Here is a 25,878-nt window from a genome sequence, read left to right as displayed (position 1 = left end):
GATCGCCGCACGAGCAATTCGGCAATTCATCGGATATGCGGACGTAGCTCTAGATCACGCTATCCAAGACAGCAAAGGTCGGAACCTCCTGCTCGACCATTACGTGGTTCCTCAGGGCTTTTACGGCCGTCGACTGGGCCATGTGGGCGATGCCGTCACAGGACCGATCCCAGAGATCCCGACGACTGTTACACAACGTACGGATTGCCGTTAAGGACGCTCCGTAACGTGCCTCCCGTACCTGCCCCTAGGGCGGCCCGAGCCGCCCATGACGAGGAGTACCCATGCGGGCCCAGCACCGCTCCGTGATCCGTACCGCCGCCGTCGCGACCGGCGCGCTGGCCGTCCTGCTGCTTCCCGCGGGCGCCGCCTTCGCCGCCGACTCCACCGCGCCCACGGAGAGCCGGACATCGATCATGCTGCCCGACAACGGGCTGGCCGGACTGGCCGAGAAGGCCGGCCACCTGCCCAAGGCGGGACTGGTCGCCGGTGTGGGTGCGCTGGGCGTGGCCGGTGCCGCCACCGCCGTGCACCGCCGGCGCAACGCAACCCGGGGCCGACAGGCCTGAGCCGGGGCCGGCAGCCCTGAACCGGCAGGCCCGGCCCAGCAGGCCTGAGCCGCCGCCGCACCGAAGCGGCGCGTCCACGCGCTATTCCTCCCCCACCAGGCGCTGCACCTCCTCGTACCCCATCACCTCGCCGCCCGCCGCGTCCGCCGGGCGCTGGGCCGTACGGATGGCGTCCGCCGCCGTGAGGGTGGCCTCCAGTGCCGTACGGAAGAGCAGCGAGCCGGTGCTGACGCGGCGCACGCCGAGCTCCGCCAGACGGCTGACGGTGTGCCGCCCGGGCGCGAAGAGAATGTTCAGCGGGGCGGGGATCTCGGCGGCCAGGACCGACACGTCCTCGTCGGCGGTGACGCCCGGCACGAAGATGCCGTCCGCACCCGCCGCCAGATAGGTCTCGGCGCGGGACAGCGTCACCGACAGCGGCGGCGGGGCGTCCTCCAGCCAGTGGGTGTCGACCCGGGCATTGAGGAACAGGCTCGGCGCACGCTCCTTCACCGCGCTGATCAACTCTGCCTGACGGACCGGATCCTGCAGCCCCTGGCCGCCGGGCAGCCCGTCCTCCAGATTCAGCCCCGCGGCGCCGGCATCCGCCAACTCCGCCACCAGATCCCGCACTTGACCGATGTCACCGCCGAACCCCCCTTCGATGTCGACCGTGTACGGGCAGGGCAGACGGCCCGCGAGCCGCCGCGCCAGGGCCAGCGTCGCGTCCCGGACCTCGGGGCGACCGTGCCCGTCCGGACAGCCCTGAGCCGCGGCGATGCCCAGGCTCGTGGTGCCGATCGCCGCATACCCGGCCCCGGCGAGCGCGAGGGCCGAGGGGACATCCCAGGCGTTGGGCAGCAGCAGCGGCTGATCGGCGTGGTGCAGCGCATGGAAGTGGAAGGTGGCGTACTCCGGGGAGGTGCTCATACGGGCACCGTAGGCCGGACTCCCTCAGGTAGGCATCGAAGACTCGCGGCGGACAACGGAGTGATGACCACTCCGGCGTACAGCGCCGCACCCGCGAGGCCGACCGCGCCGCGCTCACACCGCCGGCCGCGCCCCGCTCCCGGACCGCCTCCGCGGCACGGGCTCACCGGCGCCCCGGGCCCCGATCCGCCCGGCCCGCGCACCGGACGCCGCGCCCCGCCCCCGCACCGCCACGACCAGCCCCCGCCCGGCTCCGCTACCAGCCCCCACGGCACGCCCCCGGCCGCGCGTACAGCGTGATCCGGGCGCCCCGTACCACCGTGCTGCGGCAGACCGTGAAGGCATCGTGCAGCGTGGCGCGTTTGGCGATCTCCTGGTCGTTGTCGTCGGCCGGCGCGCCGTCCGGGTCGCCCGCGACGACGATCCGGCGGGCGGCCAGCATCCGCGCGCGGATCGCGTCGCCCGACCGCTCGGTGCCGTAGAGGGTGTGCGAGGCCGCCGGGCTCTTCGCCAGCGCGAGGTCGTGCAGCCCGCGGAACTCGTGCGGCAGGGTCGCGCGCCAGATCCGCCGCCGGGCGGGCGTGAACAGCAGGCCGTCGCCGGGCTCGGACATCGCACGGACCGCGTGGGCGACCGCGGTGACGTCGTCGACCCGGCTGTCCGGGCTGCGCAGATGACCGTCGACGGGCAGCAGCACCGCCAGGACCAGCACCACCGCCAGCGTCCACCGCAACCGCCGGCCACGGGTCTGGCCCAGCTCACCGGCCGGCCGCAGCAGCCGCGCCAGTGCGGCGCCCGCCAGCAGCGCGAACCCGACGACGTAGTAGAGGACATAGCGGTCCACGTACGCCGGTTCCACGTGGGACAGGAGCAGCAGCAGGAGGGTGGGCAGCAGGAGCAGGGGGAGGCCGAGGGCGCGCAGGCCGATCGGGCCGCGGGAGCGCACCCGGACGCGGGAGCAGGCGATGCCGAGGACCGCCAGCACGGCGAAGGTCAGCAGCTGGACGGGGTCCGGCCACATGAGCCAGCTGATCTGCGCCGACTGCCGGGTGCTGAAGACCGCGAGCGGGGCCAGACCGGCGAGGACGGTCGCCGCGGAGAGCAGCCAGGCGCGCAGTACGCGGCGGGGCAGTCGCGCCAGGACCACCGCCGCGCCGTGCGCGGGCAGCGCCAGCGAGGCGAACTCGTGCAGCAGACAGGCGCACAGCATCAGCGCCGTATAGCCGAGCCACAGCTTGCGGCGCGGGCGGGCGGCGGCCAGGACCAGCAGATAGCTGGCCCAGACGATCAGCGCGCAGACCGTCGCGTACGAGCGTCCCTCCTGCGCGTACTGCTGGACGACGGGGACCAGCGCGAAGGTGAGGCCCGCGAGCAGCCCCGCCCGCCGCCCGACCAGACGCTGCCCCAGCAGGGCGACCCCCGCGGCGGCGGCCGTCATCGCGGCCACGGACGGCAGCCGCAGGCCGATGACCGCGCCGAGAACATCGCCGAGGGTGGCGTCGTAGACGAGGAACCAGCAGTGCATCAGCACGTAGTACAGGCCGTGGACGACATCGACGTGCTGGAGCGTGGGCCACAGATCGGCCAGGCTGCGGTGCGCCATGTCATAGGTGACCGCTTCATCCCGCCATACGGCGTCCTGCCGGCGGATCCCCCAGGCGCCGAGGAACAGCATCAGCCCGGAGGGCATCAGCACCACCGCGCCCTGTGCCGCCCACGCACCGCGGGCCGCTACGGCGGACGCGTATGTCTTCTGTGCTTGCGCTACATCGATGACGGACTCCGGTCACGCACGGGACGGAAGGACAGACATCAGGAAGAGCAGAGGAACGTGCATGGTGGCCGGGGAACTTGAGTGTCCGGGGGCCCGGCGGGCACGGGGAGCCGGGCCCCGGACGGTGGTGCGGGGGCCCCGGGCCGACCGCCCGGAACCCCCGGCACCACTCACCCGATGCGGACCAGCTTCGACCCGAAGGTCGGCTCGACGAGGTCCTTCTGCAGGGCGACCGGCACCTTCTGCGTGCTCTCGCCGTTGCCGACCGTCAGCTCACCGACCTCCGTACCGGCCTTCGCGGCGTGCGGGATGCTCTTGCCGCCGTCGCTCATGGAGAACGTCGCCTTCATCCCGGGCCAGCCGACCGCCGACAGGTCCTTGGTCGCCACGACCGGCGTCTCACCGCCGAGGCCGTCGTCCACGTAGCCGACGACCTGACCCTTCTTCACCACGGTGTCCGAGACCAGCGCGTCACGGGCCGCCGTGATCACCTTCTCGGTGTTGCGCAGGACCAGCCCGAGCTGGGCGTTGGGGTCCGGGCTGTTGGTGTGCTGGTCCATCGTCACACCGAGCAGCATCTGGTCCTTGCCGCCGACGGTGCGGTAGCCGGACCACATGAACGTGCCGCCGGCCGGCGTGCTCGACCCCGTCTTGATGCCGCTGACCTTGCCCGCCATCGTCGTGAGCAGGGAGTTGTTGTTGTAGATCCGGTCCGGCAGACCGGAGATCTGGGCGTTCTCGGTGCGCACGACCTCACGGAACACGTCGTTCTTGACGACCTGTTCGGCGAGCTTGAGCTGGTCGACGGCGGTGCTCACGGTCGACTGGAGAAGGCCGCTGGGGTCGGTGTAGTGCGTCTTCTTCATCCCCAGCTTCTTGGCCGCGTCGTTCATCTTCTTCACGAACGCCGCCTCGGACCCGGCGTCCCAACGGGCCAGCTGCCGGGCGACGTTGTTGCCCGACGGGATCATCAGCATCTGCATCATCTGGTACTGGTTGAACTGCTGATCCTTCTTGAGCGGAACGCGCGACTCGTCCCCCTTGTTCGAGTCCGCCTCACCCTGGGCGTCCACCGTGATCGTCTCGCCCTTCTGGCCCTTCTTGAGCGGGTGGTCGCGCAGCAGCACGTACGCCGTCATCACCTTGGCGACGCTCGCGGTCGGTACGGGCTTCTCCTGGCCGGACGTGCCCAGGCTGCCGACGCCGACGACCTCGGCGGCGGCCTGACCCTGGTCGGGCCACGGCATCGAGAGCTTGCCGCCCTTGAACGTGAACGCGGTCGACGCACCGACGGTGAGCTTGGGGGCGGGCAGCGGGCGCACCGCCTGGACGACCACGAAGACGATCGCCAGCAGCACCGCCAGCGGGGTCCAGATCTTGAAGCGGCGGACGACCGTGCGCAGCGGGGTCTCGGGCGGCGGCGGGGTGTTGGTGAGCTGCGCCAGGAGGTCGAGCGGCGGCAGCGGTTCCTGCTTGGTCCGCTCCGACTCGGGCAGCGCGGCAGGAGCCGCGGCGCCGGTGGCTTCCGCGGCGGCCGGCGCCGCACCCGTCCGGCCGGCCTGCTTGGGCGACGCGGCCGGCTTGGCGGGCTCGGCGGCAGGCAGCGCGCCGGGAGCCTTGGCCGCCGGCTTCTCCGACGACTTCTCGGACGACTTCTGCGCCGGCTTCTCGGCCACGTCGTCGGCCGCACCGCCGGCGGACTTCCCGGCCGCCTTGTCCGAGGACTTGTCCGCCGCCTTGTCCGCGGCCTTGTCGGGCGTACGGGCCGGAGTCCTGGGCGCCGTCTTGCCCAGCGACTTGCCCGCCGTACCGTCGTCCGTCGACTTCAGCGCCACGAACTGGCTGGTCCGCTCCGAGTCACGCTCGGGGGCGCCCTTCGCCTTGGCGTCGCCGTCCTTCTTGGCCTCGCCGTCCTTCGCGGCGTCGGTCTTGCCGTCGCTGCCGGCCTTGTCCTTGGCGTCGACCTCGGCCTTCTCCTTGGCGTCGGCCTTGTCCTTGGCGTCGGCCTTGCTGTCGCTGCCGGGCTTGCCCTTGGCCCCGTCCTTGCCCTTGGCGGGCGGGTTGATCTTGAAGGCGGTGGTCGCCTGGTCGACGGCCTCGGCTTCCGCCCCCTTCCCCTTCAGCTTCGCCACAGCAAACACTCGGGTCGCGTCATCGGCCGGCGCCTCGTCGGCGTCACTCTCGCCGCCGCCGTGGCCCGCACCCTTGCCGTCGCCCTTGCCCTCGCCCGCAGCGCCTGCCGCACCCGAGGGCTTGCCCTTCTGCGGCCCGACGGTCTTGAACACAGCGGTCGCTTGATCGACGGCCTTGGCCTGCTGCGGCAGCGAGGCGGACGCCGGCTCGGCGTCGCCCTCGGCCTCGCCCTCCGAGACGGCTCCGGCCTTCGCCGCGCCCTTCCCGTCCGCCGTGGTCGCGGGCTCCCCCGCGCCCGCGGCCTTCCCGTCCGTCTTCCCGTCCGCCTTCTCACCGGCCTTTACGTCCGACCGGGCGGCACCCTTAGCCGTCGACTTTGCTTCCGGCTTTGCGGCGGCACCCTCGGCTGCCTCAGCACCCTTGTCCGCGGCCGCGTCACCGTCGCCGCCGCCCGCACTGCCCTCGTCGCTGCCGCCCTCGGCCCCGTCGCCGTCCGTCGACGCGACCCAGGCGGCCACAGCGGCACGGAGGCGGTCGTCGCCGCCCCCCTCGCCCCCGTCGCCCTCAGCGGCCCGCTGAGACGCCTCAGCGCCCTCGGACGCGTTGCCGGACGCTTTGCCCCCCTCGGACGCCTCGGACGGCTCCGCAGCCTCCTCCTCGGACGGATCCACGACCTTCGCCCCGGCCGCGGCACCCGACGTCACCGCGGCCTTCGACTTCGCCCCGGGCTTCGCACCCGTGTCGGCCTTCGCCTTCGGCTTCGCCGAAGGCTTCGTCCCGGGCTTCGCCGCGGACTTCGTCCCGTCCGCGGACTCCGGATCGGCCTGCGGGCGCGCGTCCTTCCCCGCCCCCGCTTCCTGCTTCTTCGCCGGCTCGTCCGGCTCGCGGCGGAAGGCGGACTGGCGCGGATCGCGTTCGCTCCGCGCCGTCTCCCCCGACGACTGCTTCTTGTCCGACTTGTCGGGGGACTCGCCCGCCACCGATGTCTCCTTCATTTGTCGCACTGCCTGCCTGACCCAGTGTTTCCAAGTGTCCTGTGTCTGCACAGCACCGTCCCGCCGCCACGCGTATCAGGACGCCCCGCACCCCACAGAAAGATGTCGCCGACGTGCAAGACGAGAACGACATACCTACCGGTTCCCTATCGAATCCCCCATGCACTCTCGACAGATGAATGTGAGAGGGGTCACCCTGTCATTCATCCACGCGGGGAGGCATGGATGGGCAGGAGCCGCAGAACAATTCCGGAGGAGCTTCTGCTGCTCGCTTTGGACCCGACGACGGGAACCACAGCGCAGCCGCAGTCGCTCGACCTCGGCCTGGCCGGGGCCCAGCTAGTAGAGCTGGCTCTGGCAGGACGGATAGCCCCAGACGGGGATCGTATCGCCGTGGTGATGGCACGGCCGACAGGAGATCCAACACTGGACTCCGCGCTCGAACTGCTGCGCCGACGCGGCAGTCCGGTGCGCGCGGTCCACTGGATCGGCGGGCCCCGACTCGGGCTGCGCCAGACCTACCTCACGCATCTCGAACGGTGCGGCATGGTGCATGCCGTGGCGGGCCAGATGTGCGGGGTACTGCCGACGACGCGCTACCAGGCGACGGAGACGGCCATCAGCCGGGAAATCAGGGCCCGGCTGGACAACGCGATCCGCACCGGCGTACCGCCGGACCCGCGGACCGCGGCGCTGGCCGCGCTGGCCCATGCGGTCGGGCTCGGCAAGCATCTGTACCCCGGCAACGAAGGGCGGTCATCGCGCTCCCGTCTCCGGGATCTGATCCGCCACGACCCGATGGGCGGGCTGGTCGCACACGCCGTCATGGATGTGCAGAACGGCGTGGGGGCCCAGCCCCGGCGGCCGCAGGCCCCCGCCGCGGGACCCGTACGGCAACCGGCGGCCCGGGCCACCGCGGAGCCGGCCGGCGCGCCGAGCCAGTCGCGGCACGGCCACGGCAGGATGGCGGCCCGGGTGGGCGCCCGCTGACGCCGGCGGACGCCGTACGACGTCCCGCACCACCGCTACAAGCACCCACATCGATAGAGCATCGGTGGAGCAACCGCACCACCGACCCACAGACCCGTTCGGGAGCCGCAGCACCCAGCGCGGGGTGGCGGGCCGGCCGTTTTGGACGACGGCCGGCCCGCCACCCCGCGCTTCTGCTCTGCCGCGCTTTATCGGTTCCGGCCCCAAATTTCCAGCCTGAGCACCTTGTCCAGCCATTTGCCAGCGCGATGTGGACCGTTGGTGGCAGTCTGCTGAACAGAAAACAGCAGTACGGAGCCGGAGGTGCACTTAGCGTGGCGTCCAATGTCAATCCCACCGTCAGGCGACGCCGATTGGGCCAGGAGCTGCGCAGGCTTCGAGAGGCCAAAGGCATGACGGCAGAAGAGGTGGCGGACCGGCTGCTGGTCTCCCAATCGAAGATCAGCCGCCTGGAGAACGGCCGTCGCAGCATCAGCCAGCGAGATGTGCGCGATCTCTGCGGGGTCTACGAGGTGGCCGACCAGCACATGGTCGAATCTCTGATGCAAATGGCGAAGGAATCCCGTCAGCAGGGCTGGTGGCACGCATTCGGGAGCCTCTCCCCGAGCTACAGCGTCTACATCGGACTGGAAGCCGACGCGCTCTCGGTGCGGAATTACGAGTCGCTTCTGGTGCCCGGTCTCCTGCAGACCCCCGAGTACGCGGAGGCAGTGATCCGCGGAATGTGGCCCGAGGCCACCCCGGAAGACGTCGACAGCCGCGTCGGCGTACGCCTCAAGCGGCAGCAGCGGCTGCATGCCGCCGAGGCCCCGCTCCGCTTCTGGGCCGTGATCGACGAGTCGGCCACCCGCCGGGTCGTCGGGGACCGCCGGACGATGCGCGAACAGCTGGAGCGCCTCGTCGAGTTGAGCCGGCTCCCCCATGTCACGCTCCAGGTGGTGCCGTACTCCGTGGGGTCCCACCCCGGAATGACCGGGACGTTCTCCATCCTGGAGTTCGACGACCCCTCGGACTCGACCACGGTCTATTTGGAAGGCGTCACCAGCGACCTCTACTTGGAGAAGCACGGGGACGTCCACAAGTACGGGATCATGTACGAGCATCTCCGGGCCCAAGCACTGAATGCGGACGAGACGCGCAAATTCATCTCAGATGTGGCCAAGGAGTACGCCGCCTGATCCGGCGGGCCGGAAAGTACACCACCACCGCAACCGAAGGAAGAGCCCTCCGAAATATGTCATCCGGTCGAGTGAGCGGCTCCTCCTGTTAGCGATGTTGGAGCGTAGCGTCATCAGCACCCCGAGAAGTCACCACTTCTCGCCCACCTGAACGCACGGGAGTGCACAATGACGAGGAATCTCAGTACCGATCTGATGTGGCGGAAGTCGACATACTCGGGTAAGGACGGAAATTGCGTCGAGGTCGCCCGCGTGGACGACTCAGTTGTCGGAGTCCGCGACAGCAAGGACCCCCGTGGACCGGTCCTCTCCTTCTCGGCACAGGCGTGGACCGCCTTGCTTTCGGATATCGACCGCGGAAGCCTTGGCAGCGCCTGACTCGATCGTCACCCGCACCGCGATACGAGCCCTCTCGACTGGTCCGCCGTCCTGGCCGAGGGGGCTCAGCCTCGCCCGCCGCCCGGCTCCCGCCCGGCTCCCCCCGGGAACGGAGCGCCCCGCGTCAGCGGAGTTCATCGACATGGCGATCGGTTCCCGGAACCGTGGGAATGAACGGCGCAACGAATTCGACGGAGCCGAGACCGTGTTCCGCCACCAGGGAATCGAGCCCCGTGAAGTGGTCGTCCCAGCACATCCGCGGATCCTGTTCCAGGAACCAGAGAAGCGTCAGCCTGGTATCCACCCCGGCCACCTGCTCGACGTATGACATTCGGTCGACCGGCAATGGGTGGGGACGAAAGACCAGCACCATGGCCGCGGGTGATCCCGACAGCCGCGCCCCGAGGTGCCGCGCACACAGCCACTCCAGAAGTTTCGCGCGCTGAACCGGGCCGGCGGTATCGATAACCTCCACGACCAAACCGTCGTAGGGGTAATTCAGGGCATGAAAATCACGCGGGCCGTCGCTCCCGTCGCGATACACCGTGGCCAGGTGCCCGTGGAACGCCGTAAAGACATGGGTCCGGTCGTGATGGACGCGGCCATCGCGATGGAGGCGCTGATTGATTCCCACGCTCCACTTCAGGTGCTCGGAATAGCGCCCCTCCGTGACCCAGTATGTGGAGATATAACACCCACTGGTGACGGGCCGGGCGACCGCCGACTCCGCCGGATACCGGAGGAGCTGGAGGTCGCGCGTCGCCACCCATCGGCGCCCCGCATACATCCACGGCATGGCCATGGCCCCGGCGATGAAGTGATCGTCCTCGTACCAGCGGTTGTAGGCGCGCTCCTGGCCGGCATGCGGCTCCACCATCGTGATGAGCGCATGCCCCGGACGGACGCCGTACGGGCCCGTGCCGGCCAGCCGCGCGTAGGTCTCCAGGTCCGTGGCCTCACTCATGACGGTCCTCCTGGTGCATCGCGGACAGGACAGGGGCGCCAGTTTGACGCTCAGTCAGACAGTGCGCCAGGGGATGCGCGGCGGCTTCGCCCTGGCCTTCCCGCACCCCCGCGCCTATTCTGACGCCCCATCAGGAAAGCTCGGGCGGCCCGGCCGGGAGGCGCGCATGCTGCTGCGGAACAAGACCGTCGTCGTCTCGGGCGTAGGGGCCGGGCTCGGGCATCAGGTCGTGGCGGCCTGCCTGCGGGACGGTGCCTCGGTGGTGCTGGGCGCCCGTACGGCGGCGAACCTCGCCACGTCGGCGGCCCAGCTGGACCCTTCGGGCGGGAGGACGGCCTGGCGGGCGACCGATATCGCTGACGAGGAGCAGTGCGCGGAGCTGGCCGCGCTGGCGGTCGCGCGGTTCGGCGGGATCGACGCGGTGATCCATGTCGCGGCGCTGGACTCGCTCTTCGGGGGCCTGCGGGACGCCGACTTCGACTCCTGGCGCCGCGTCGTGGACGTCAATCTCTTCGGCACGCTGCGGATGACCCGCGCCTGCTTGCCGTCGCTCACGGCGCGCGGTGGCGGGTCGGTGGTGATGATCGGCACCCAGTCGTCGGTCGCCGCGCCCTCGCAGGTGCAGCAGGCGGCGTACGCGGCGTCCAAGGGCGGGCTGGTCTCGGCGATGTACTCACTGGCGCGCGAGCTGGGACCGGACCGGATCCGGGTCAACACCGTGCAGCCGGGGTGGATGTGGGGCCCGCCGGTGGAGGCGTACGTACGGTTCCAGGCGCACACCGAGGGCGTCCCGGAGTCCGAGGTGCGCGGCCGGCTCACCGCGCGGATGGCGCTGCCCGACCTGGCGACGGACGCGGATGTGGCCGAGACCGCGGTCTTTCTGGCCTCCGACCGGGCGCGCGCCATCACGGGGCAGTCGCTGCTGGTCAACGCGGGGGAGCTGATGCGGTAGGCGGCCGGCCCACCGGGGTGCGCGCTACGCCCTGGGGTACCGGGCCAGCCAGCCCGGCGCCGATCCGGCCGGGCCGTGCAGCGCGGCTCCCTGCGTCATCTCCATCGAGAAGTCGTCGGCCATCTGCAAGATCGTCTCCCGGCCCTCCAGCTCGACCAGCCAGTCCGGCGGCAGCGCCGTCTCGCCGTGCAGGGTGCCCAGCAGATTGCCGCAGATGGCGCCGGTGGAGTCGCTGTCCCCGCCGTGATTGACGGCGAGCAGCAGCCCGTGCCGGAGGTCCTCGGCGACCAGTGCGCAGTACACCCCGATCGCCAGCGCCTCCTCGGCCGTCCAGCCCTCGCCCAGCGACTCCACCCGGGCGGGCGTCGGCATCCCCTGCCGTACGGCGCCGAGCGCGCGCTTGAGGGCGTCGGAGGTCTCCTCGTGGCCCGGGCGGGTGGCCAGATGCGCCAGTGCCTTCTGCACGGCGCCGTCGAGCACCTCGCCGCGGGCCAGCGAGTGGCTGATGACCGCGAAGGCGCCGGCCGCCAGATAGCCGGTGGGATGGCCGTGCGTCTGGGCGGCACACTCGACGGCGAGCTGGAAGACCAGCTGCGGCTCCCAGCCGACCAGCAGCCCGAACGGCGCGGAGCGCATCACCGCCCCGCAGCCCTTCGAGTCCGGGTTCTTGGGCGCCTCCAGCGTGCCCATCACCTCGTCGCCGAGTCCGCTCAGGCAGGCCCGGCCGGGCGCGCGGCGGGAGTAGAGCCACTCCTCGCGGGCGAGCCAGCCGTCCTCCTTCTTGCGCTCGTCCGGGCCCCAGTCGCGCTGGGTGGCGGCCCAGCGCAGATAGGCGCGGTGGACGTCGGTGGGCGGATGCCAGGCGCCGGTGTCGCGGCGGACCTGGGCCCGGATGAGTCCGTCCACGGTGAACAACGTCATCTGGGTGTCGTCGGTGACCGCGCCGCGCCGCCCGAAGGCGGGCACGAGATCCGTGACGCCCTCCTGGCCGTGCGCCGCACGGATCGCGTCCAGCGAGTCGAATTCGATTCCGGCGCCGAGCGCGTCGCCGATGGCGCCGCCGAGCAGACAGCCGCGTACCCGGCTGCGGAAGTCCTGCTGTTCCGCGCGCCCCCAGATGGCGCCGCCGCCCGCTGCGCTCACTGCGCCTCCCGAAGCTCACTGCGTTCCGGGGCCTAGCACAGGCCCCCCGGGGGAGCACTGTAATCGTTCAGGATTGATCAATTTTTGCGCAGGAGAGTAATGCGAATAGTCACTCGCAAGGAGGCTTTTGGCCGGTACGGTCCCGATGAGCACCATCCGGCCACCCTGGCCGTCCGCCCCTCCTTCCCAGGAGAATCCGCATGACCTGGCGCTGCGCCGTACTCGACGACTACCAGGACATCGCCCGCTCGATGGCCGACTGGTCCGTAGTGGCGGGCGACGTGGACGTCCGTACGCTGCGGCGGCCCTTCGGCTCCGAGGACGAGGTGGCCGCGGCGATCGGCGACTGCGAGATCGTCGTCGCGATGCGCGAGCGCACCCCGTTCCCCGCCTCGCTCCTGGAGGATCGCCGGCGCCGGCCTGGACGTCTTCGACCAGGAGCCGCTGCCCGCCGGCCACCCGCTGCGCACCCTCCCGAACGTGCTCGCCCTCCCCCACCTCGGCTATGTCACCCGCCGCAACTACGAGGGCTACTTCCAGCAGGCCGTCGAGGACATCACCGCCTTTCTGGCGGGCAGCCCGATCCGCGAACTGGGCTGAGGGGGCCGGAGGGGCGGGCGGACGCCCCACCCGTCCCTCCGGCCCGTCCCGCCCCAGCAGAGGGGTCAACCGTTCGATCATGGCGGCCGTGCCCGCTGGGCATGCTGTCCCCATGTCCGAGTACGAGTGGGATCGCACCACCATGGCCGTTGTCGCCTCCGCGCTCTCCGGAGACAGCGACGGCGCGGTGGAACTCCTTCGTCCGCTCCCTCAGAGCGATGTCTGCCATATCGCGGTACGGCTTGCCGCGATGGCCGCCGACGCACTGATCGTCGCCGCCCAGGACAGCGGAGGGGACCGCGAGGAGGCACTGTCGCAGTGGCAGCAGTGCATCCTGCAGCACGAGGCCGAGTACGAGGGCGGCGAGTAGTGGGGGGGCGGCCGGGCCGCCCCCCCACTACTCCACGACCGGCAGCAGCTCCGGCAGATGGCCGTCCGACGCGAGGGCGGCCGTCCGGCGTTCCTCGGTGACCGGGCCGTACGTCGTGGTGCGCGGGCGGGCTGGGCGGCCGGCCAGGTCGGCGATGGCGATGAGGTCCTGGATGGAGCGGTAGGAGCCGTAACTCGAACCCGCCATACGGGAGATGGTCTCCTCCATCAGGGTGCCGCCCAGGTCGTTGGCGCCGGAGCGGAGCATCTCGGCGGCGCCCTCCGTGCCGAGCTTGACCCAGCTGGTCTGGATGTTGGTGATGTGCGGATGCAGCAGCACCCGGGCCATGGCCGTCACCGCGCGGTTGTCCCGTGTGGTGGGGCCGGGGCGGGCGATGCCGGCGAGATAGACGGGGGCGTTGGTGTGGATGAAGGGGAGGGTGACGAACTCCGTGAAGCCGCCGGTCTCCTGCTGGATCCGCGCCAGCAGACGCAGATGCCCCAGCCAGTGGCGCGGCTGGTCGACATGGCCGTACATCATCGTCGAGGACGAGCGGATGCCCAGCTCATGGGCGGTCTTGATGACCTCGACCCAGGTGGCGGTGGGCAGCTTGCCCTTGGTGAGGATCCAGCGGACCTCGTCGTCGAGGATCTCGGCGGCGGTGCCGGGAAGGGTGTCCAGGCCGGCGGCCCTGGCCTCGGTCAGCCACTCGCGGATCGACAGCCCGGTACGCGTGGCGCCGTTGACGACCTCCATGGGCGAGAAGGCGTGCACATGAATCCCGGGGACGCGTTCTTTGACGGCGCGCGCGATGTCGAAGTACGCGGTGCCGGGCAGATCGGGGTGGATGCCGCCCTGCATGCACACCTCCACCGCGCCCACGTCCCAGGCCTGCTGGGCACGGTCGGCGACCTGGGAGAGGGAGAGGGTGTAGGCGTCGGCGTCGGTGCGGCGCTGGGCGAACGCGCAGAAGCGGCAGCCGGTGTAGCAGACGTTGGTGAAGTTGATGTTCCTGGTGACGATGTAGGTGACGTCGTCGCCCACCGTGGCACGGCGCAGCTCGTCGGCGATCGTGCAGAGGGCGTCCAGCGCGGGCCCGTCGGCGTGCAGCAGTGCCAGCGCTTCGGCGTCGGTGAGCTTGGTGGGGTCGTCGGCGGCCTGGGACAGCGCCTGTCGTACGTCGGCGTCGAGGCGTTCGGGCACCATCCCGGGGGCGGCGGCCTCGCGCAGCGCCTCCCAGTCGCCGTAGACCTCGTCGAAGTCGTCGCGGCGGTCGGCGGTGCGGCCCTCGGTGTCGATGGTGTGGTGTAGGTCCGTACGGCCCGTGGAGTTCCTCGTGAAGCCCTCGTCGGGCTCCTGCCAGGGACGGCCCACCACGGGGGCGTCCTCCATGGCCAGGCCCGTCTCCGGGTCGGCGAGGGCGCGGACGTGCGGCAGCAGGCGGGGGTCCAGCCAGGGTTCGCCGCGCTGGAGGAACTCCGGGTAGATGGGGAGCCGTTCGCGCAGCTCGAAGCCGGCGGTGGCGCAGCGCTCGGCCAGCTCCTCGATCTGCGGCCAGGGGCGCTCGGGGTTGACGTGGTCGAGGGTCAGCGGGGAGACGCCGCCCCAGTCGTCGATCCCGGCCCCGATGAGCAGCGCGTACTCGCCGTCGACGAGGTTGGGCGGTGCCTGGATGCGGGTCGAGGGGCCCATGATGTGCCGGGCCACCGCGATCGTCGCGGCCAGTTCGTCCAGTTCGGCGTCCGGCATTCCGCGCATCGCCGTGTCCGGCTTGGCGCGGAAGTTCTGCATGATGAGTTCCTGGATGCCGTGGTACGCGCGCTGGATGCGGCGCAGCGCGAAGAGGGACTCGGCGCGCTCCTCGTACGTCTCGCCGATGCCGATGAGCAGCCCCGTGGTGAAGGGGACGTTGGAGCGGCCGGCGTCCTCCAGGACGCGCAGCCGGACGGCCGGTTCCTTGTCGGGCGATCCATGGTGCGGACCGCCGGGCTCGCTCCACAGGCGCTCGGCGGTCGTCTCCAGCATCATCCCCAGGGAGGGGGCCACGGGCTTGAGCCGCTGGAAGTCCGTCCAGGACAGCACCCCGGGGTTGAGGTGCGGCAGCAGACCGGTCTCCTCCAGGACGCGGATGGCCATGGCGCGGACATAGGAGAGGGTGTCGTCGTAGCCGTGCGCCGCCAGCCACTCGCGGGCCTCGGGCCAGCGGTCCTCCGGCTTGTCGCCGAGCGTGAAGAGGGCCTCCTTGCAGCCCATTTCGGCGCCGCGACGGGCGATGTCCAGCACCTCGTCGGGCGACAGGAACATCCCGTGGCCGTCCCGGCGCAGCTTTCCGGGGACGGTGACGAAGGTGCAGTAGTGGCAGGTGTCCCGGCACAGTCGCGTCAGGGGGATGAAGACACCGCGCGAATACGTGATGACTCCCGGGCGGCCCGCGGCCTCCAGGCCGGCGTCCCGTACCCGGGCCGCGGAGGCGCACAGGTCCCTCAGGTCCTCGCCGCGGGCCTGCAGCAGCACCGCGGCCTCGCCGGCGTCCAGCGCCACTCCGTCGCGGGCCCGCTTGAGCGCGCGGCGCATCGCGTTCGCCGTGGGCCCGCCCGGCCGGGCGGGTCCGGAGGTCGTTTCGCGGTCGGTCCCTCGGTCATATGCCTGGTCAGGTCCCTGCGCGCTGGAAGTCATTCTCCGAGGATACGAGCGCCCACCGACAGCGCCGCCGCGGAAGAACCGGCCGTCCGTGTGCCGCTGATCACTACGGTCGGAGGTTCCGTCCGAGCCCCCAAGGGGCATTTCCCGGCGGCGGCTCGCCGCACGCCTACATGCTGGTCAGCAGCTCTTCGGAGTACGTCCGGGTCAGGAACTCCATGTTGTGACCGTCGGGGTCGTTGAGGTAGAGACCCCGGCCGCCGTCCAGGGTGTTGATCACCTGCGGCCTGTTGTGCATGGGGTCGGCCCAGTAAGGCAGTTCGCGCTCCTGTATGCGCGCGAAGATCGCGTCGAACTCCTCCTCGGTCACCAGGAACGCGTAGTGCGTGGGGACGAACTCGCTGCCGCCGGCGACGTGCTCGGCGTAATCGAGGGTCACCCCGTTGTCCAGTTTGAGAGCGGCGAAGGGGCCGTACGCCTTCGGTTCGGGTGCGCCGAGAAGATCGGCCAGGAACCCGGCGGAGGCGAACCGGTCGGTGCTGTGCACGATGGTGTGGTCGAGGCGGGGCATGGGATCTCCTTGATCTCTCGGGTCCCGCGAGCGGCGAGGCCACCCCCGATCCGCCGCCGGATCAGGTCGGACCGCTGCTCTTCCGGGGCCGCTGACCGGTCTCCTTCGGCCCGCCGATCCGCCGCGTCGCCGGTCGGCGGGGTCCTCACCTTCGACGCTACGACCGGAGGGGCGAGCCCGGAACAGCCTTCGGTATCGACCTGGGCGGGGGACCGTACGCCGATGGTCCTAGGACGTGACCGCGCGGTCCCTGTCGGTCCGGTGGGCGCCCCTCGCGCTCCTGTCCCCGTCGCCCCGCAGCCGCCCCTCACGCCGCCGTCCCCTGCGCCGTGCCGCCCCGGCCGTCACCCCTCCCTTACGGCTCGCTCCCCTGCGTCACAGGTTCTGCTGCCTCACAGGTACTGCTACGTCACAGGTGCTGCGGCCTCACAGATACTGCGCGAAATCGTCGAGCGTCCGCAGTACTTCCGCCTCGCCGGCCGGCGGCAGTTGCAGGACCACTTCCCCGAGGCCCAGCTCGCGATAGTGCGCCAGCTTCCCGGGCGAGGGGCGGACCGCGTACGGCACCACCACCGGCTCACCGGTGCGCCCGGCGTCCGTCCACGCCTGCCGCAGCGCCGGCACGGTCTCGGCCAGCCCCCGCCCGCCGATCGGCAGCCACCCGTCCGCGTAGTCCGCGATCTGCCCGAAGAACTTGGGCCCGGCCGCGCCGCCGAGCAGGATGCGCGGCGCGCCGTGCACCGGCTTGGGGTGGGCGAAGGACGCCCGCACGGAGCCGAATTCACCCTGGTACGCGGTGGGTTCCTCGGCCCACAGGGCGCGCATCAGCGCCACCCGGTCACGGGTCAGCTCCCGCCGGGTCGACCACTCCACCCCGTGGTCGGCGGCCTCCTCGACGTTCCATCCGTAGCCGATGCCGAGGGTGAAGCGGCCCCCGGAGAGGAAGTCGAGGGTGGCGATCTGCTTGGCGAGGGCGACCGGATCGTGCTGGCCGACGAGCGTGATGCCGGTGCCCAGGGCGAGCCGCTCGGTGACCGCGGCGGCCTGGGAGAGCGCGACGAACGGGTCGAGGGTGCGGCCGTATTCGCGGGGCAGGGGTTCGCCCATGGGGGCGGGAGAGTCGCGGCTGACGGGGATGTGGGTGTGCTCGGGGAGATAGAGCCCGGCGAATCCGCGCTGCTCCAGCTCACGGCCCAGCCGGTCCGGCCGGATCGTCTCGTCCGTCAGGAAGATCGTGGTCGCGATCCGCATGGTGGGGAAACCTCCGTCAGACGTGTGGGTGACCGCATGGTGCCTCACCGGCCAACGGTTATCCACAGCCCTTTCGCTCCGTGTCGCACCCGCGTACAACAGTTTTCACGCGGCGCAACGAGCCGGCCGCGCAGCGACACGGAACGGACTCCATACGGCACGGGGGGCGGGGATGGAACGACGCGAGGTTCTGAGACTTTCCGCGGTTGCGGGCGCGACGGGCGCGCTTACGCTCGGACGTGTGAGCTTCGCCGACGCAGCGCCCGCTGAGGGGCGGCCCGGCGGCGGGCCGGGTGAGCGGACCCGGCGGATCACCGGCCATCTGCCCACGGGTGCACCGGACTTCGTGTATCTGCCCGTCGAAGTGCCCCATGGGGTCCGTGAGATCGCCGTCTCCTACACCTATGACAAGCCCCCCGTCCCCGAGGGCACGGCCGGCAATGCCTGCGACATCGGCATCTTCGACGAACGGGGCACCGACCTCGGCGGCGCCGGCTTCCGCGGCTGGTCGGGCGGGGCGCGTACGGAATTCTTCCTGCGTGCCGACGAGGCCACCCCCGGCTACCTCCCGGGCCCCGTCAACGCCGGCACCTGGCACATCGCCCTCGGCCCGTACACGGTCGCGCCGCAGGGGCTGTCCTACGAGGTCACGGTCACCGTGCGGTACGGCCCGCGGGGCCACACCCCGGCTCCCGGGTATCCGCCCGAGCGCGCCCGGGGCCGCGGCCGCGCCTGGTACCGGGGCGACAGTCATCTGCACTCCGTCCACTCCGACGGCCGGCGCACGCCCGCGGAGATCGCCGCGCTGGCCCGCGCCGCCGGGCTGGACTTCCTCACCACCACCGAGCACAACACCACCTCCTCCCACCGCGCCTGGGAGGGGCTGTGGGGCCACGACCTGCTGATCCTCACCGGCGAGGAAGTCACCACCCGCAACGGCCACGTGGTGGCGATGGGCACCGACCCCGGGGTCTTCATCGACTGGCGCTACCGGGCCCGCGACAACGCCTTCGGCAAGTACGCCCGCGCCGTCCGACGGGCCGGCGGTCTGGTCATCCCGGCGCATCCGCACGCCACCTGCATCGGCTGCAACTGGAAGTTCGGGCTGAACGACGCCGATGCGGTGGAGGTCTGGAACGGCCCGTACACCCCCGATGACGAGGTCACCCTCGCCGAATGGGACAACACCCTGGTCGCGCACGTCCAGGGCCGCGCCGACTGGCTGCCGGCCGTCGGCCACAGCGACGCCCACCGCGATCCGGATGTCGTCGGCCTGCCGCAGACCGTGGTGCTCGCCGACGACCTCTCGCGCCGCGCCCTGCAGGACGGCATCCGGGCGGGCCGCGTCTGGATCGCCGAGTCCGGCAAGATCGACCTGGCCTTCTCCGTCACCGGCGAGCACGGCGAACACGCCGGGATCGCCGAGCGCCTGGAGGTCCCAGGTACCTCCAAGGTCACCGCCCAGCTGAAGGTCACCGGCGCCCCGGGCTGCACGGCTTCCTTCGTCACGGACCAGGGGCGGCTGTACGCGGCCCCGCTGCCGCCGTCGGGCGACGGCACCCTCACCTGGCAGACCACCGCCGACTACGCCGCCTACATACGCGCGGAGGTCCGCCATCCCTCCACCACGCCCGGTCTCCCGGGCCCGATGGCGGCGATGACCAACCCGGTCTTCGTGGGCCGCTGGGGCTGAGTCCGGGCCCGGCACACCCGCCGGACAAAACAACGCGCGCCAGGCGCCCGGCGGCCAGGCCCTCTCCTGCCCCGCCCCAGGGAACAGGTCCTGGTCCGGAAGACGGCCGCGAGCAGGACGCCGCCGGCCCGGCCCGCGGTCGGCCCGCCCCACTCGACGGCCTCACCCCGACACCGCCCGGCCCGCCTCACCCCGCCCAGACGATCGCCTGTAGCTCGCTGTACGCATGCAGGGCGTACGAGCCCACGTCCCGCCCCACTCCGCTCCTCTTGAAGCCGCCGAACGGCGCTTCCATGTTCCGGCCGACGGTGTTCACCCCGACCCCGCCGGCCCGCAGCTGCCGGGCCACCCGGAAGGCGCGGGCGACATCGCCGGACCACACGTAGTCGATGAGGCCGTAGTCGCTGTCGTTGGCCAGCGCCACCCCTTCGTCCTCCTCGTCGAAGGGCACGACCACGACGACCGGGCCGAAGATCTCCTCCCGTACGACGCGCATCTCGGGGGTGCAGTCGGCCAGCAACGTCGGCGCGACATAGAAACCGCGCTCCGGAGCGGACGGCCGTTCACCGCCCGCCACGACCCGCGCGCCCTCCTTGCGGCCCAGCTCGACGTACGACTCGACCCGGTCACGGTGTTCGGCCGAGATCACTGGCCCGACCACCGTCCCGCGCGCCCGGGGATCGCCGACCGGCAGCCGTGCGAGGTACCGCGCCAGCCGCTCCACCAGCGCCTCGTACACCCGCCGTTGCGCGAGCACCCGGGTCGGCGCCGTACAGATCTGCCCGCTGTAGAAGGAGTACGTGGTGCCGATGCCGGCCGCCGCCGCGTCCAGGTCCGCATCGTCGAAGACCACCGCGGCGCCCTTGCCTCCCAACTCCATGAGCTGGCGCTTCATCCCGCGTCCGCAGACCTCGGCGATCTGCTGTCCGACGGCCGTGGAGCCCGTGAAGCTCACCATGTCCACGTCGGGCGAGTCGACGGCCGCCGCCCCGACCGCCGCCGAGGCCCCGCCGACGACGTTCACGACCCCCGGCGGCACTCCCGCCTCCGCCAGCGCCGCCGCCATCCGGTAGACCGAGAGCGGGTCCTGCGGAGCCGGCTTCACCACGACGGTGTTGCCCATCGCCAGAGCCGGCGCGATCTTCCCCGCGGGGTTCGCCCAGGGGTTGTTGTACGAGGTGATGCAGGTGACGACGCCGACCGGCTGCCGTACGGCCAGCGCGCCCAGCACCCCCGCCCTGCCCATCGGCCCGGCCTCGTTGATCTGCGGCGGCAACCCCTGCTCGACGGGCTCCAGCGCCCCCTTCGCATACCGCCGGAAGCGCGCCACCCCCACCGCGACCTGCATCCCGCGCGCGGTGGCGGTCGTCGCGCCGCTCTCGGCCTGCGCGAGCTCGGCATGCGCGGCGAAGTCCCGCTGCATCAGGTCCGCGGCCCGGTCGAGTATCGCGGCGCGGTGCTCCGGCGACGTACGCGACCAGGCCCAGAACGCCGCGCGCGCCGCGGACGCCGCCTCGTGCACCTGCGCCCGACTCGCCTCCGGTGCGAGCCCGACGACCGCCTCCGTCGCCGGGTCGACGACCTCGTAGTGGCCGCCGTCGGGCTCGACCCACTCTCCGCCGATGAACAGCCGTTCTGCTGCGTCCCGTTGGTGCGCACGCCGTTCCACGGCCGTCACTTGGTACTCACCGTTCTCGTGTCCCGCCCCGAGCGCAGCACCGTCCCCGGCACCGCGCCGGTCACCACGTCCTCGCGGATCACCTCGACGCCGTTGACCCACACCGCGTTGATGCCGATCGCCCGGGAGTCCAGGCGCGGGCTGTCGCCGGGAAGGTCGTGCACCAGCGTGGCCTTGTCCGCGTCGATCCGTTCGGGGTCGAAGAGAACGAGGTCCGCGTGCCAGCCCTCCTCGATGCGGCCCCGCTCCCGCAGGCCGAAGAGCTGCGCCGGGTCGTCGGTGAGCATCTTCACGGCCTGTTCGAGCCCCATCAGCTTCCTGCCCCGCAGGCAGTCACCGAGGAAGCGCGTCGTATACGGCGCCCCGCACATCCGGTCCAGATGGGCGCCCGCGTCCGACCCGCCCAGCAGCACGTCCTCGTGCTGCCAGGTCTCGGCGCGCAGGGCCCAGGAGGCCGGGTCGTTGTCGCTGGGCATCGGCCACAGCACCGTCCGCAGCTGGTCGTTGGCGCAGATCTCGACCAGGCACGCGAACGGTTCCTGGCCGCGTTCGGCCGCGATGTCCTCGACGACGCGCCCGGTCAGGCCCTCGTTCGCCGTGGAGTAGGTGTCCCCGATGACATACCGGCCGAAGTGGGCGAGCCGGCGGAAGACACCCGCCTCCTTGCTGTTCGCCCGCCGCAGCAACTCTGCCCGGACGCCGGGGTCCCGGAGCCGCTCGATCCGCTCGGGCACGGGCAGGCCGAGGACGTCGCCCCACCCGGGTATCAGGTTCAGGGCGCAGAAGGTGCCGAGCGACATGTTCATGGGCGTGAGGATCGGCATCGTCAGGGCCACGATCCGGCCGCCGGCCTGCCGGGCCCGTTCGCTGGCGACCAGCTGCCGCGGCACCCGCCCGGGGACGGCCGCGTCGATCGTCAGCACGTTCCAGTTCAGCGGGCGTCCGGCCGTGGCGCTCAGCTCGACCAGCAGCTCGATCTCGGCGTCGCTGAAGCGGTCGAGACAGCCGGCCACGATGGCCTCGATCTGGGTGCCCTCGTGCGCGGCGACGGCCCGCGCCAGCGCGAGCAGTTCCGCGGGCTCGGCGTACCGGGAGGCGACCGGCCGCCCGTCGCCGTCGGAGTGGGTGGCGGACTGGGTGGTGGAGAAGCCCCACGCCCCGGCGTCCATCGCCTCGTGGAAGAGCGTCAGCATCTGCTCCAGCTGCGCGGGCGTGGGCTGCCCGCCGACGGCGTCCTCCCCCATGACGTAGCGGCGCAGCGCGCAATGCCCCACCATGAAGCCCGCGTTGACCGCGATCCGCCCCTCCAGGGCGTCCAGATACTCGCCGAACGAGCTCCACGACCAGGGCGCGCCCTGCTCCAGCGCCACCAGAGACATGCCCTCGACCTTGGACATCATCCGGCGGGTGTAGTCGGCGTCCGCGGGCCGCCCGGGGTGGAGCGGTGCCAGGGTGAATCCGCAGTTGCCGCCCGCCACGGTCGTCACCCCGTGGTTGAGCGAGGGGGTCGCATACGGGTCCCAGAAGAGCTGGGCGTCGTAGTGGGTGTGCGGGTCGACGAAGCCGGGAGCGAGGATCAGCCCGGTGGCGTCCTCGCTGGTCGTCGCGTCCTGGGTGACGGTGCCGGCCGGCGCGACGACGGCGATCCGGCCGGCCTGGATACCGACGTCGGCGGTGTACGAGGGCGCGCCCGTTCCGTCCACTACGGTCGCGCCCCTGATCAGGTGGTCGAGCACGGGCGACATCCCCTTCTCCTCGGCGGAAATCGACTTCTCCTCGGCGGAATTCGGCCGCTCCTCGGCGGAAATCGGCCCCCGGGCCTGCCGCCGGACCTCAGCTGCCCGCGGCCTTCCGGAACCGGCTGGTCCGGTGCACCGGATCCGTGTCGATCTCCGGGATCACGTGCTCCCCGATCAGCCGGATCGTGTTCATGGTGTCCTCGTACGAGATCCCGATCGGCAGACCGAAGCTCAGCTGGTCGGCGCCGGCCCGCTCCCACCGCCGGCACTGCCCGAGCACCTCGTCCGGGTCGCCGCAGATCATCAGCTCCTCGGCGATCAGCAGCTCGATGACCTCGGCGGTGTAGTCGGGCAGCAGCTCGGGCCACTCGGGGATGCCGTCGGGCCGCGGGAAGGTGTCGTGGTAGCGGAAGACCAGCGACTGGAGGTAGTTGAGCCCTCCGTTGACCGCGATCTCCACCGCCTTGTCGTGCGTCTCGGCGCAGATCGCCGTGGACGTCACCATCACGTTGTCGTTGACGAAGTCACCGATCGGCTCGGCGTCCCGGATCGCCGTCTTGTACTGCTCCAGCACCCACTCCATGTCGGAGACCTTCTGCACGCTGAAGCCGAGGACGCCCAGGCCCTTCTTCGCGGCCATGGCGTACGAGGACGGCGAGCCGGCCGCGTACCACATCGCCGGGTGCGAGGCCCCGTACGGCTTGGGGAAGATCTTCCGCGGCGGCAGCTGCCAGTGCTTGCCCTGGAACCCGGGGTACTCCTCCTGGAGCCACATCTTCGGGAACTCGGCGATGGTCTCTTCCCAGATCTCCTTGGTGTGGTTCATATCGGTGATGCCCGGCAGGAACCCCAGGATCTCGTGGCTGCCGGCGCCCCGCCCGCTGCCGAATTCGAAGCGCCCTTCGCTGAGGTGGTCGAGCATGGCGACCTTCTCGGCGACCTTCACCGGGTGGTTGACCTGGGCGAGCGGGTTGAAGATCCCGGACCCCAGGTGGATCCGCTCGGTCGCGTGGGCCAGATAGCCGAGGAAGACGTCATTGGCGGAGAGGTGCGAATACTCCTCCAGGAAGTGGTGCTCGGACGCCCAGGCGTACTTGAAGCCGGACGTGTCCGCCTGGATGACGTACTCGGTCTCCTCCATCAGCGCCTTGTGCTCCGCGAGCGGATCGGTCTCGGCCCGCTTGCCCACGTACCCCTGTACAAAGAGCCCGAATTCCACGGAGGTTCACCGTCCCCTGGGACTATTTCTGACGCATCGTCAGATTCGATGTGCCGACTGTTCCAGCGCGCGCATGGAGCGTCAAGGGCCACCACCGCATGATCTGACGTCACATCAGATGATGCTGACCCCCGCCAGCCAGCCCCCGTCGATGACGAACGGCTGCCCGGTGATGTACGACGAGTCCGCGCACGACAGGAAGAGCGCCAGCTTGGCGACCTCCTCCGGCTGCCCGATCCGCCCCAGCGGCACCAGCTTCTGGTAGAGCTCGTCGACGGCCCGCTTCGACTCGGCGGGGTCGACGGCCGGGTCGAGCGCGGCCGGGTTGGTCATCGGGGTGTCCACCGCCCCCGGACACACCGCATTGACCCGGATCTTCCTGGCCGCCAGCTCCATCGCGGCGACCCGGGTCAGCCCGAGGACCGCATGCTTGGTCGCGGCATACGCCCCGACGAACGCCATGCCCGTCAGCGCCGTGTAGGAAGCCGTGTTGACGATGGTGCCGCCGCCCGCCGCCTCGATCTCCGGCGCCACCGTACGGATCCCCAGGAAGCACCCCATCTGGTTGACCTGCACCACCTCCTGGAACTCCGCCAAGGGCGTCGACACCAACTCGTTGAAGCGCAGGATCCCGGCGTTGTTGACCAGCCCGTCGATCTTCCCGAAGGTGTCCTTGGCGGCGACGACAGCGGCCTGCCAGTCCGCCTCCCGCGTCACATCCAGGTGCACGTACCGCGCGGCATGCTCACCGAGCTCCCCGGCGAGCGCCTTCCCCCGCTCGTCGAGCACGTCCCCGAGCAGCACCCGCGCCCCCTCCGCGACGAACAGCCGCGCCTCCTGCTCACCCTGCCCACGCGCCGCACCCGTCACGATGACGACCCGCCCGTCGAGCTTGCCCATACCTGCACTCCTCTGCTGGTGAGTACGTCTGTGCCTGCTGGTGCGTACGTCCGTTTCCGCTGGTGGGCACGCCTGGGGTACGTGCGCTCCTGCCGGCGGGGTACGTGGCCCCACCGGCGTGCAGGTCCCGGGGCGGCGGCCCGTCAACCGCCCAGCAGCGGCGCCACGTCCGTCCCGAACGCCGCCATCTGGTCCGTCAGTTCGCTACGGCTGCGGCTGCGGAACCGCACCTGGACCTGATCCACGCCCATCGCCCGGTACTCCCGCAGCGAGTCCGCGATCCGCTCCGGCGCGCCGGACAGCGTCCGCCGGCCGACCACCCACCCCGGCCTGCCCACATACAGCGGCTCGGCGAGGGCGCCGATCACGAGGGGCGTCTCGATCCCCGCCGCCTCCCTCAGCCGCCGCAGCGTCGCGATCTGGCCGGGCAGTGCGTCCCGCCGGTCGCCCTGCGGCAACCACCCGTCGCCGCGCACCGCGGCCCGGCGTACGGCGGCGGGCGAGGAGCCGCCCACCCAGACCGGCGGCCGCGGCGTCTGCACGGGGCGCGGCGCCTGCCCCAGCCCCTCGAACGCGAACCGCTCCCCCGCGAACGCGGGGAACTCCTCCGGCCCCAGCACCGCCTTCAGCGCGTCGACCGTCTCGTCCAGCACCGCGCCACGCCGCTCGAAGTCCACCCCGAGCGCCTCGAATTCCTCCCGGACGTGCCCGGCCCCGACCCCGAGAATCAGCCGCCCCCCGGAGAGCCGGTCCAGCGTCGCGTACTGCTTGGCCGTGACCAGCGGATGCTTCAGCCCGACCACCGCCACATGACTGAGCAGCCGCACCCGCTCGGTGACGGCGGCCAGATGCGCGAGGGTGGCGACCGGGTCGTACCAGACGGTGCTCATCGCCTCGGCCAGCCGCCGCGGGATCGCGATGTGCTCACAGCAGGCGAGGTAGGCGAACCCGTGGTGGTCGGCGGCCCGCGCGACGGCGACCAGATCTCCGGGCCCCGCGGCCGGCTCCCAGCTCTCCGCGAAGAGCGTGCTCTGCGCCTGCACCGGAAGCTGCATCCCGTACGCCAGCCGCCCCGCCCCGGGCCGCCACACCGCCTCGTACGCGCTGTCCATACGCCCTCCCGAGCCCTATCCGACGGTGCGTCATATGTCGTGCGCGGGACATCGTTCTTGACGTCTCAACCCCCCACCCCCGCCCCCCCCTCCCTTATATAACTCTCATCCCACCAGACC

21 protein-coding genes and 1 pseudogene are annotated in these 25,878 nt (G+C 71.4%); 8 read left to right on the top strand and 14 right to left on the bottom strand.

Annotation, left to right across the window (positions count from 1 at the left end; genetic code table 11):
- The first annotated feature begins 284 nt into the window (after positions 1–284).
- Positions 285–569: a hypothetical protein gene (locus EST54_RS19975; RefSeq protein WP_129249000.1), complete on the top strand. Its 285-nt coding sequence runs from the start codon at positions 285–287 to the stop codon at positions 567–569.
- A gap of 81 nt (positions 570–650) precedes the next feature.
- On the opposite strand, the gene EST54_RS19970 is transcribed toward EST54_RS19975, so the two are convergent.
- From EST54_RS19970 to EST54_RS19960, 3 genes are all read right to left on the bottom strand, one after another.
- Complete coding sequence (locus tag EST54_RS19970) at positions 651–1,478, bottom strand: isocitrate lyase/PEP mutase family protein (RefSeq protein WP_129248999.1); 828 nt, start codon at positions 1,476–1,478, stop codon at positions 651–653.
- 256 nt (positions 1,479–1,734) lie between these two features.
- Positions 1,735–3,168 (bottom strand): glycosyltransferase family 39 protein, encoded by a 1,434-nt coding sequence (locus tag EST54_RS19965; protein WP_239013495.1) that lies wholly within the window; start codon positions 3,166–3,168, stop codon positions 1,735–1,737.
- A gap of 254 nt (positions 3,169–3,422) precedes the next feature.
- Complete coding sequence (locus tag EST54_RS19960) at positions 3,423–6,365, bottom strand: serine hydrolase (protein ID WP_129248997.1); 2,943 nt, start codon at positions 6,363–6,365, stop codon at positions 3,423–3,425.
- 240 nt (positions 6,366–6,605) lie between these two features.
- Here EST54_RS19960 and EST54_RS19955 point away from each other — a divergent pair, with 240 nt between their 5' ends.
- From EST54_RS19955 to EST54_RS19945, 3 genes are all read left to right on the top strand, one after another.
- Positions 6,606–7,370, top strand: coding sequence for a GOLPH3/VPS74 family protein (locus EST54_RS19955; RefSeq protein ID WP_129248996.1), 765 nt, complete (start codon positions 6,606–6,608; stop codon positions 7,368–7,370).
- A 314-nt stretch (positions 7,371–7,684) separates the two neighbouring features.
- Positions 7,685–8,548: a helix-turn-helix domain-containing protein gene (locus tag EST54_RS19950; RefSeq protein ID WP_129248995.1), complete on the top strand. Its 864-nt coding sequence runs from the start codon at positions 7,685–7,687 to the stop codon at positions 8,546–8,548.
- 168 nt (positions 8,549–8,716) lie between these two features.
- The gene (locus EST54_RS19945) at positions 8,717–8,926 is read left to right on the top strand and encodes a DUF397 domain-containing protein (RefSeq protein WP_129248994.1); all 210 of its coding nucleotides are present in this window, start codon (positions 8,717–8,719) and stop codon (positions 8,924–8,926) included.
- Positions 8,927–9,050: 124 nt separating this feature from the next.
- Here EST54_RS19945 and EST54_RS19940 read toward each other — a convergent pair whose 3' ends face one another.
- Positions 9,051–9,890 carry a hypothetical protein gene (locus EST54_RS19940; RefSeq protein ID WP_129248993.1) on the bottom strand — a complete coding sequence of 280 codons (840 nt, stop codon included), beginning with the start codon at positions 9,888–9,890 and terminating at the stop codon, positions 9,051–9,053.
- Between the two features lie 166 nt (positions 9,891–10,056).
- Between EST54_RS19940 and EST54_RS19935 the strand changes: the two genes are divergently transcribed.
- Positions 10,057–10,842, top strand: coding sequence for an SDR family oxidoreductase (locus tag EST54_RS19935; RefSeq protein WP_129249013.1), 786 nt, complete (start codon positions 10,057–10,059; stop codon positions 10,840–10,842).
- 24 nt (positions 10,843–10,866) lie between these two features.
- On the opposite strand, the gene EST54_RS19930 is transcribed toward EST54_RS19935, so the two are convergent.
- Together EST54_RS19930 and EST54_RS36250 are read right to left on the bottom strand one after the other, a co-directional pair.
- Positions 10,867–11,985: an ADP-ribosylglycohydrolase family protein gene (locus EST54_RS19930; RefSeq protein WP_129248992.1), complete on the bottom strand. Its 1,119-nt coding sequence runs from the start codon at positions 11,983–11,985 to the stop codon at positions 10,867–10,869.
- Between the two features lie 229 nt (positions 11,986–12,214).
- Positions 12,215–12,364, bottom strand: coding sequence for a hypothetical protein (locus tag EST54_RS36250; protein ID WP_167511575.1), 150 nt, complete (start codon positions 12,362–12,364; stop codon positions 12,215–12,217).
- Between the two features lie 26 nt (positions 12,365–12,390).
- Here EST54_RS36250 and EST54_RS36245 point away from each other — a divergent pair.
- Together EST54_RS36245 and EST54_RS19920 are read left to right on the top strand one after the other, a co-directional pair.
- A pseudogene (locus tag EST54_RS36245) lies at positions 12,391–12,585 on the top strand (NAD(P)-dependent oxidoreductase); the annotation flags it as partial.
- 112 nt (positions 12,586–12,697) lie between these two features.
- A complete protein-coding gene (locus tag EST54_RS19920) occupies positions 12,698–12,955 on the top strand; it encodes a hypothetical protein (protein ID WP_040900550.1) in 258 nt (85 codons plus the stop codon).
- 27 nt (positions 12,956–12,982) lie between these two features.
- On the opposite strand, the gene EST54_RS19915 is transcribed toward EST54_RS19920, so the two are convergent.
- From EST54_RS19915 to EST54_RS19905, 3 genes are all read right to left on the bottom strand, one after another.
- Entirely contained in the window at positions 12,983–15,631 is a 2,649-nt protein-coding gene (locus EST54_RS19915) for a bifunctional FO biosynthesis protein CofGH (RefSeq protein ID WP_129248991.1), read from the bottom strand.
- A gap of 133 nt (positions 15,632–15,764) precedes the next feature.
- Positions 15,765–16,166 carry a VOC family protein gene (locus EST54_RS19910; protein ID WP_129248990.1) on the bottom strand — a complete coding sequence of 134 codons (402 nt, stop codon included), beginning with the start codon at positions 16,164–16,166 and terminating at the stop codon, positions 15,765–15,767.
- Between the two features lie 426 nt (positions 16,167–16,592).
- A complete protein-coding gene (locus EST54_RS19905) occupies positions 16,593–17,417 on the bottom strand; it encodes a TIGR03619 family F420-dependent LLM class oxidoreductase (RefSeq protein ID WP_129248989.1) in 825 nt (274 codons plus the stop codon).
- A gap of 172 nt (positions 17,418–17,589) precedes the next feature.
- Between EST54_RS19905 and EST54_RS19900 the strand changes: the two genes are divergently transcribed.
- A complete protein-coding gene (locus EST54_RS19900; protein WP_174857472.1) occupies positions 17,590–19,110 on the top strand; it encodes a CehA/McbA family metallohydrolase in 1,521 nt (506 codons plus the stop codon).
- Positions 19,111–19,297: 187 nt separating this feature from the next.
- Here EST54_RS19900 and EST54_RS19895 read toward each other — a convergent pair whose 3' ends face one another.
- The 5 genes from EST54_RS19895 to EST54_RS19875 all read right to left on the bottom strand — a co-directional run bounded on the left by EST54_RS19895 (position 19,298) and on the right by EST54_RS19875 (position 25,758).
- Positions 19,298–20,788, bottom strand: a complete 1,491-nt coding sequence (locus tag EST54_RS19895; RefSeq protein WP_244942566.1) for an aldehyde dehydrogenase family protein — start codon at positions 20,786–20,788, stop codon at positions 19,298–19,300.
- The gene (locus EST54_RS19890; protein ID WP_129249011.1) at positions 20,785–22,524 is read right to left on the bottom strand and encodes an N-acyl-D-amino-acid deacylase family protein; all 1,740 of its coding nucleotides are present in this window, start codon (positions 22,522–22,524) and stop codon (positions 20,785–20,787) included. Before EST54_RS19890 ends, EST54_RS19895 begins: the two co-directional genes overlap by 4 nt.
- Positions 22,525–22,621: 97 nt before the next feature.
- On the bottom strand, positions 22,622–23,746 hold the full coding sequence (locus EST54_RS19885; RefSeq protein ID WP_129248987.1) for an LLM class flavin-dependent oxidoreductase: 1,125 nt from the start codon (positions 23,744–23,746) through the stop codon (positions 22,622–22,624).
- Positions 23,747–23,860: 114 nt separating this feature from the next.
- Positions 23,861–24,646, bottom strand: coding sequence for an SDR family NAD(P)-dependent oxidoreductase (locus tag EST54_RS19880; protein WP_129248986.1), 786 nt, complete (start codon positions 24,644–24,646; stop codon positions 23,861–23,863).
- 143 nt (positions 24,647–24,789) lie between these two features.
- Positions 24,790–25,758: an LLM class F420-dependent oxidoreductase gene (locus EST54_RS19875; protein WP_129248985.1), complete on the bottom strand. Its 969-nt coding sequence runs from the start codon at positions 25,756–25,758 to the stop codon at positions 24,790–24,792.
- Positions 25,759–25,878 lie beyond the last annotated feature (120 nt).

This window comes from Streptomyces sioyaensis (assembly GCF_004122735.1).
In the GTDB taxonomy this organism is placed as follows: Bacteria; Actinomycetota; Actinomycetes; order Streptomycetales; family Streptomycetaceae; genus Streptomyces; species Streptomyces sioyaensis.
Note: the sequence above shows the minus strand (reverse complement) of the source record. Positions and strands in the feature narration are given on the sequence as shown.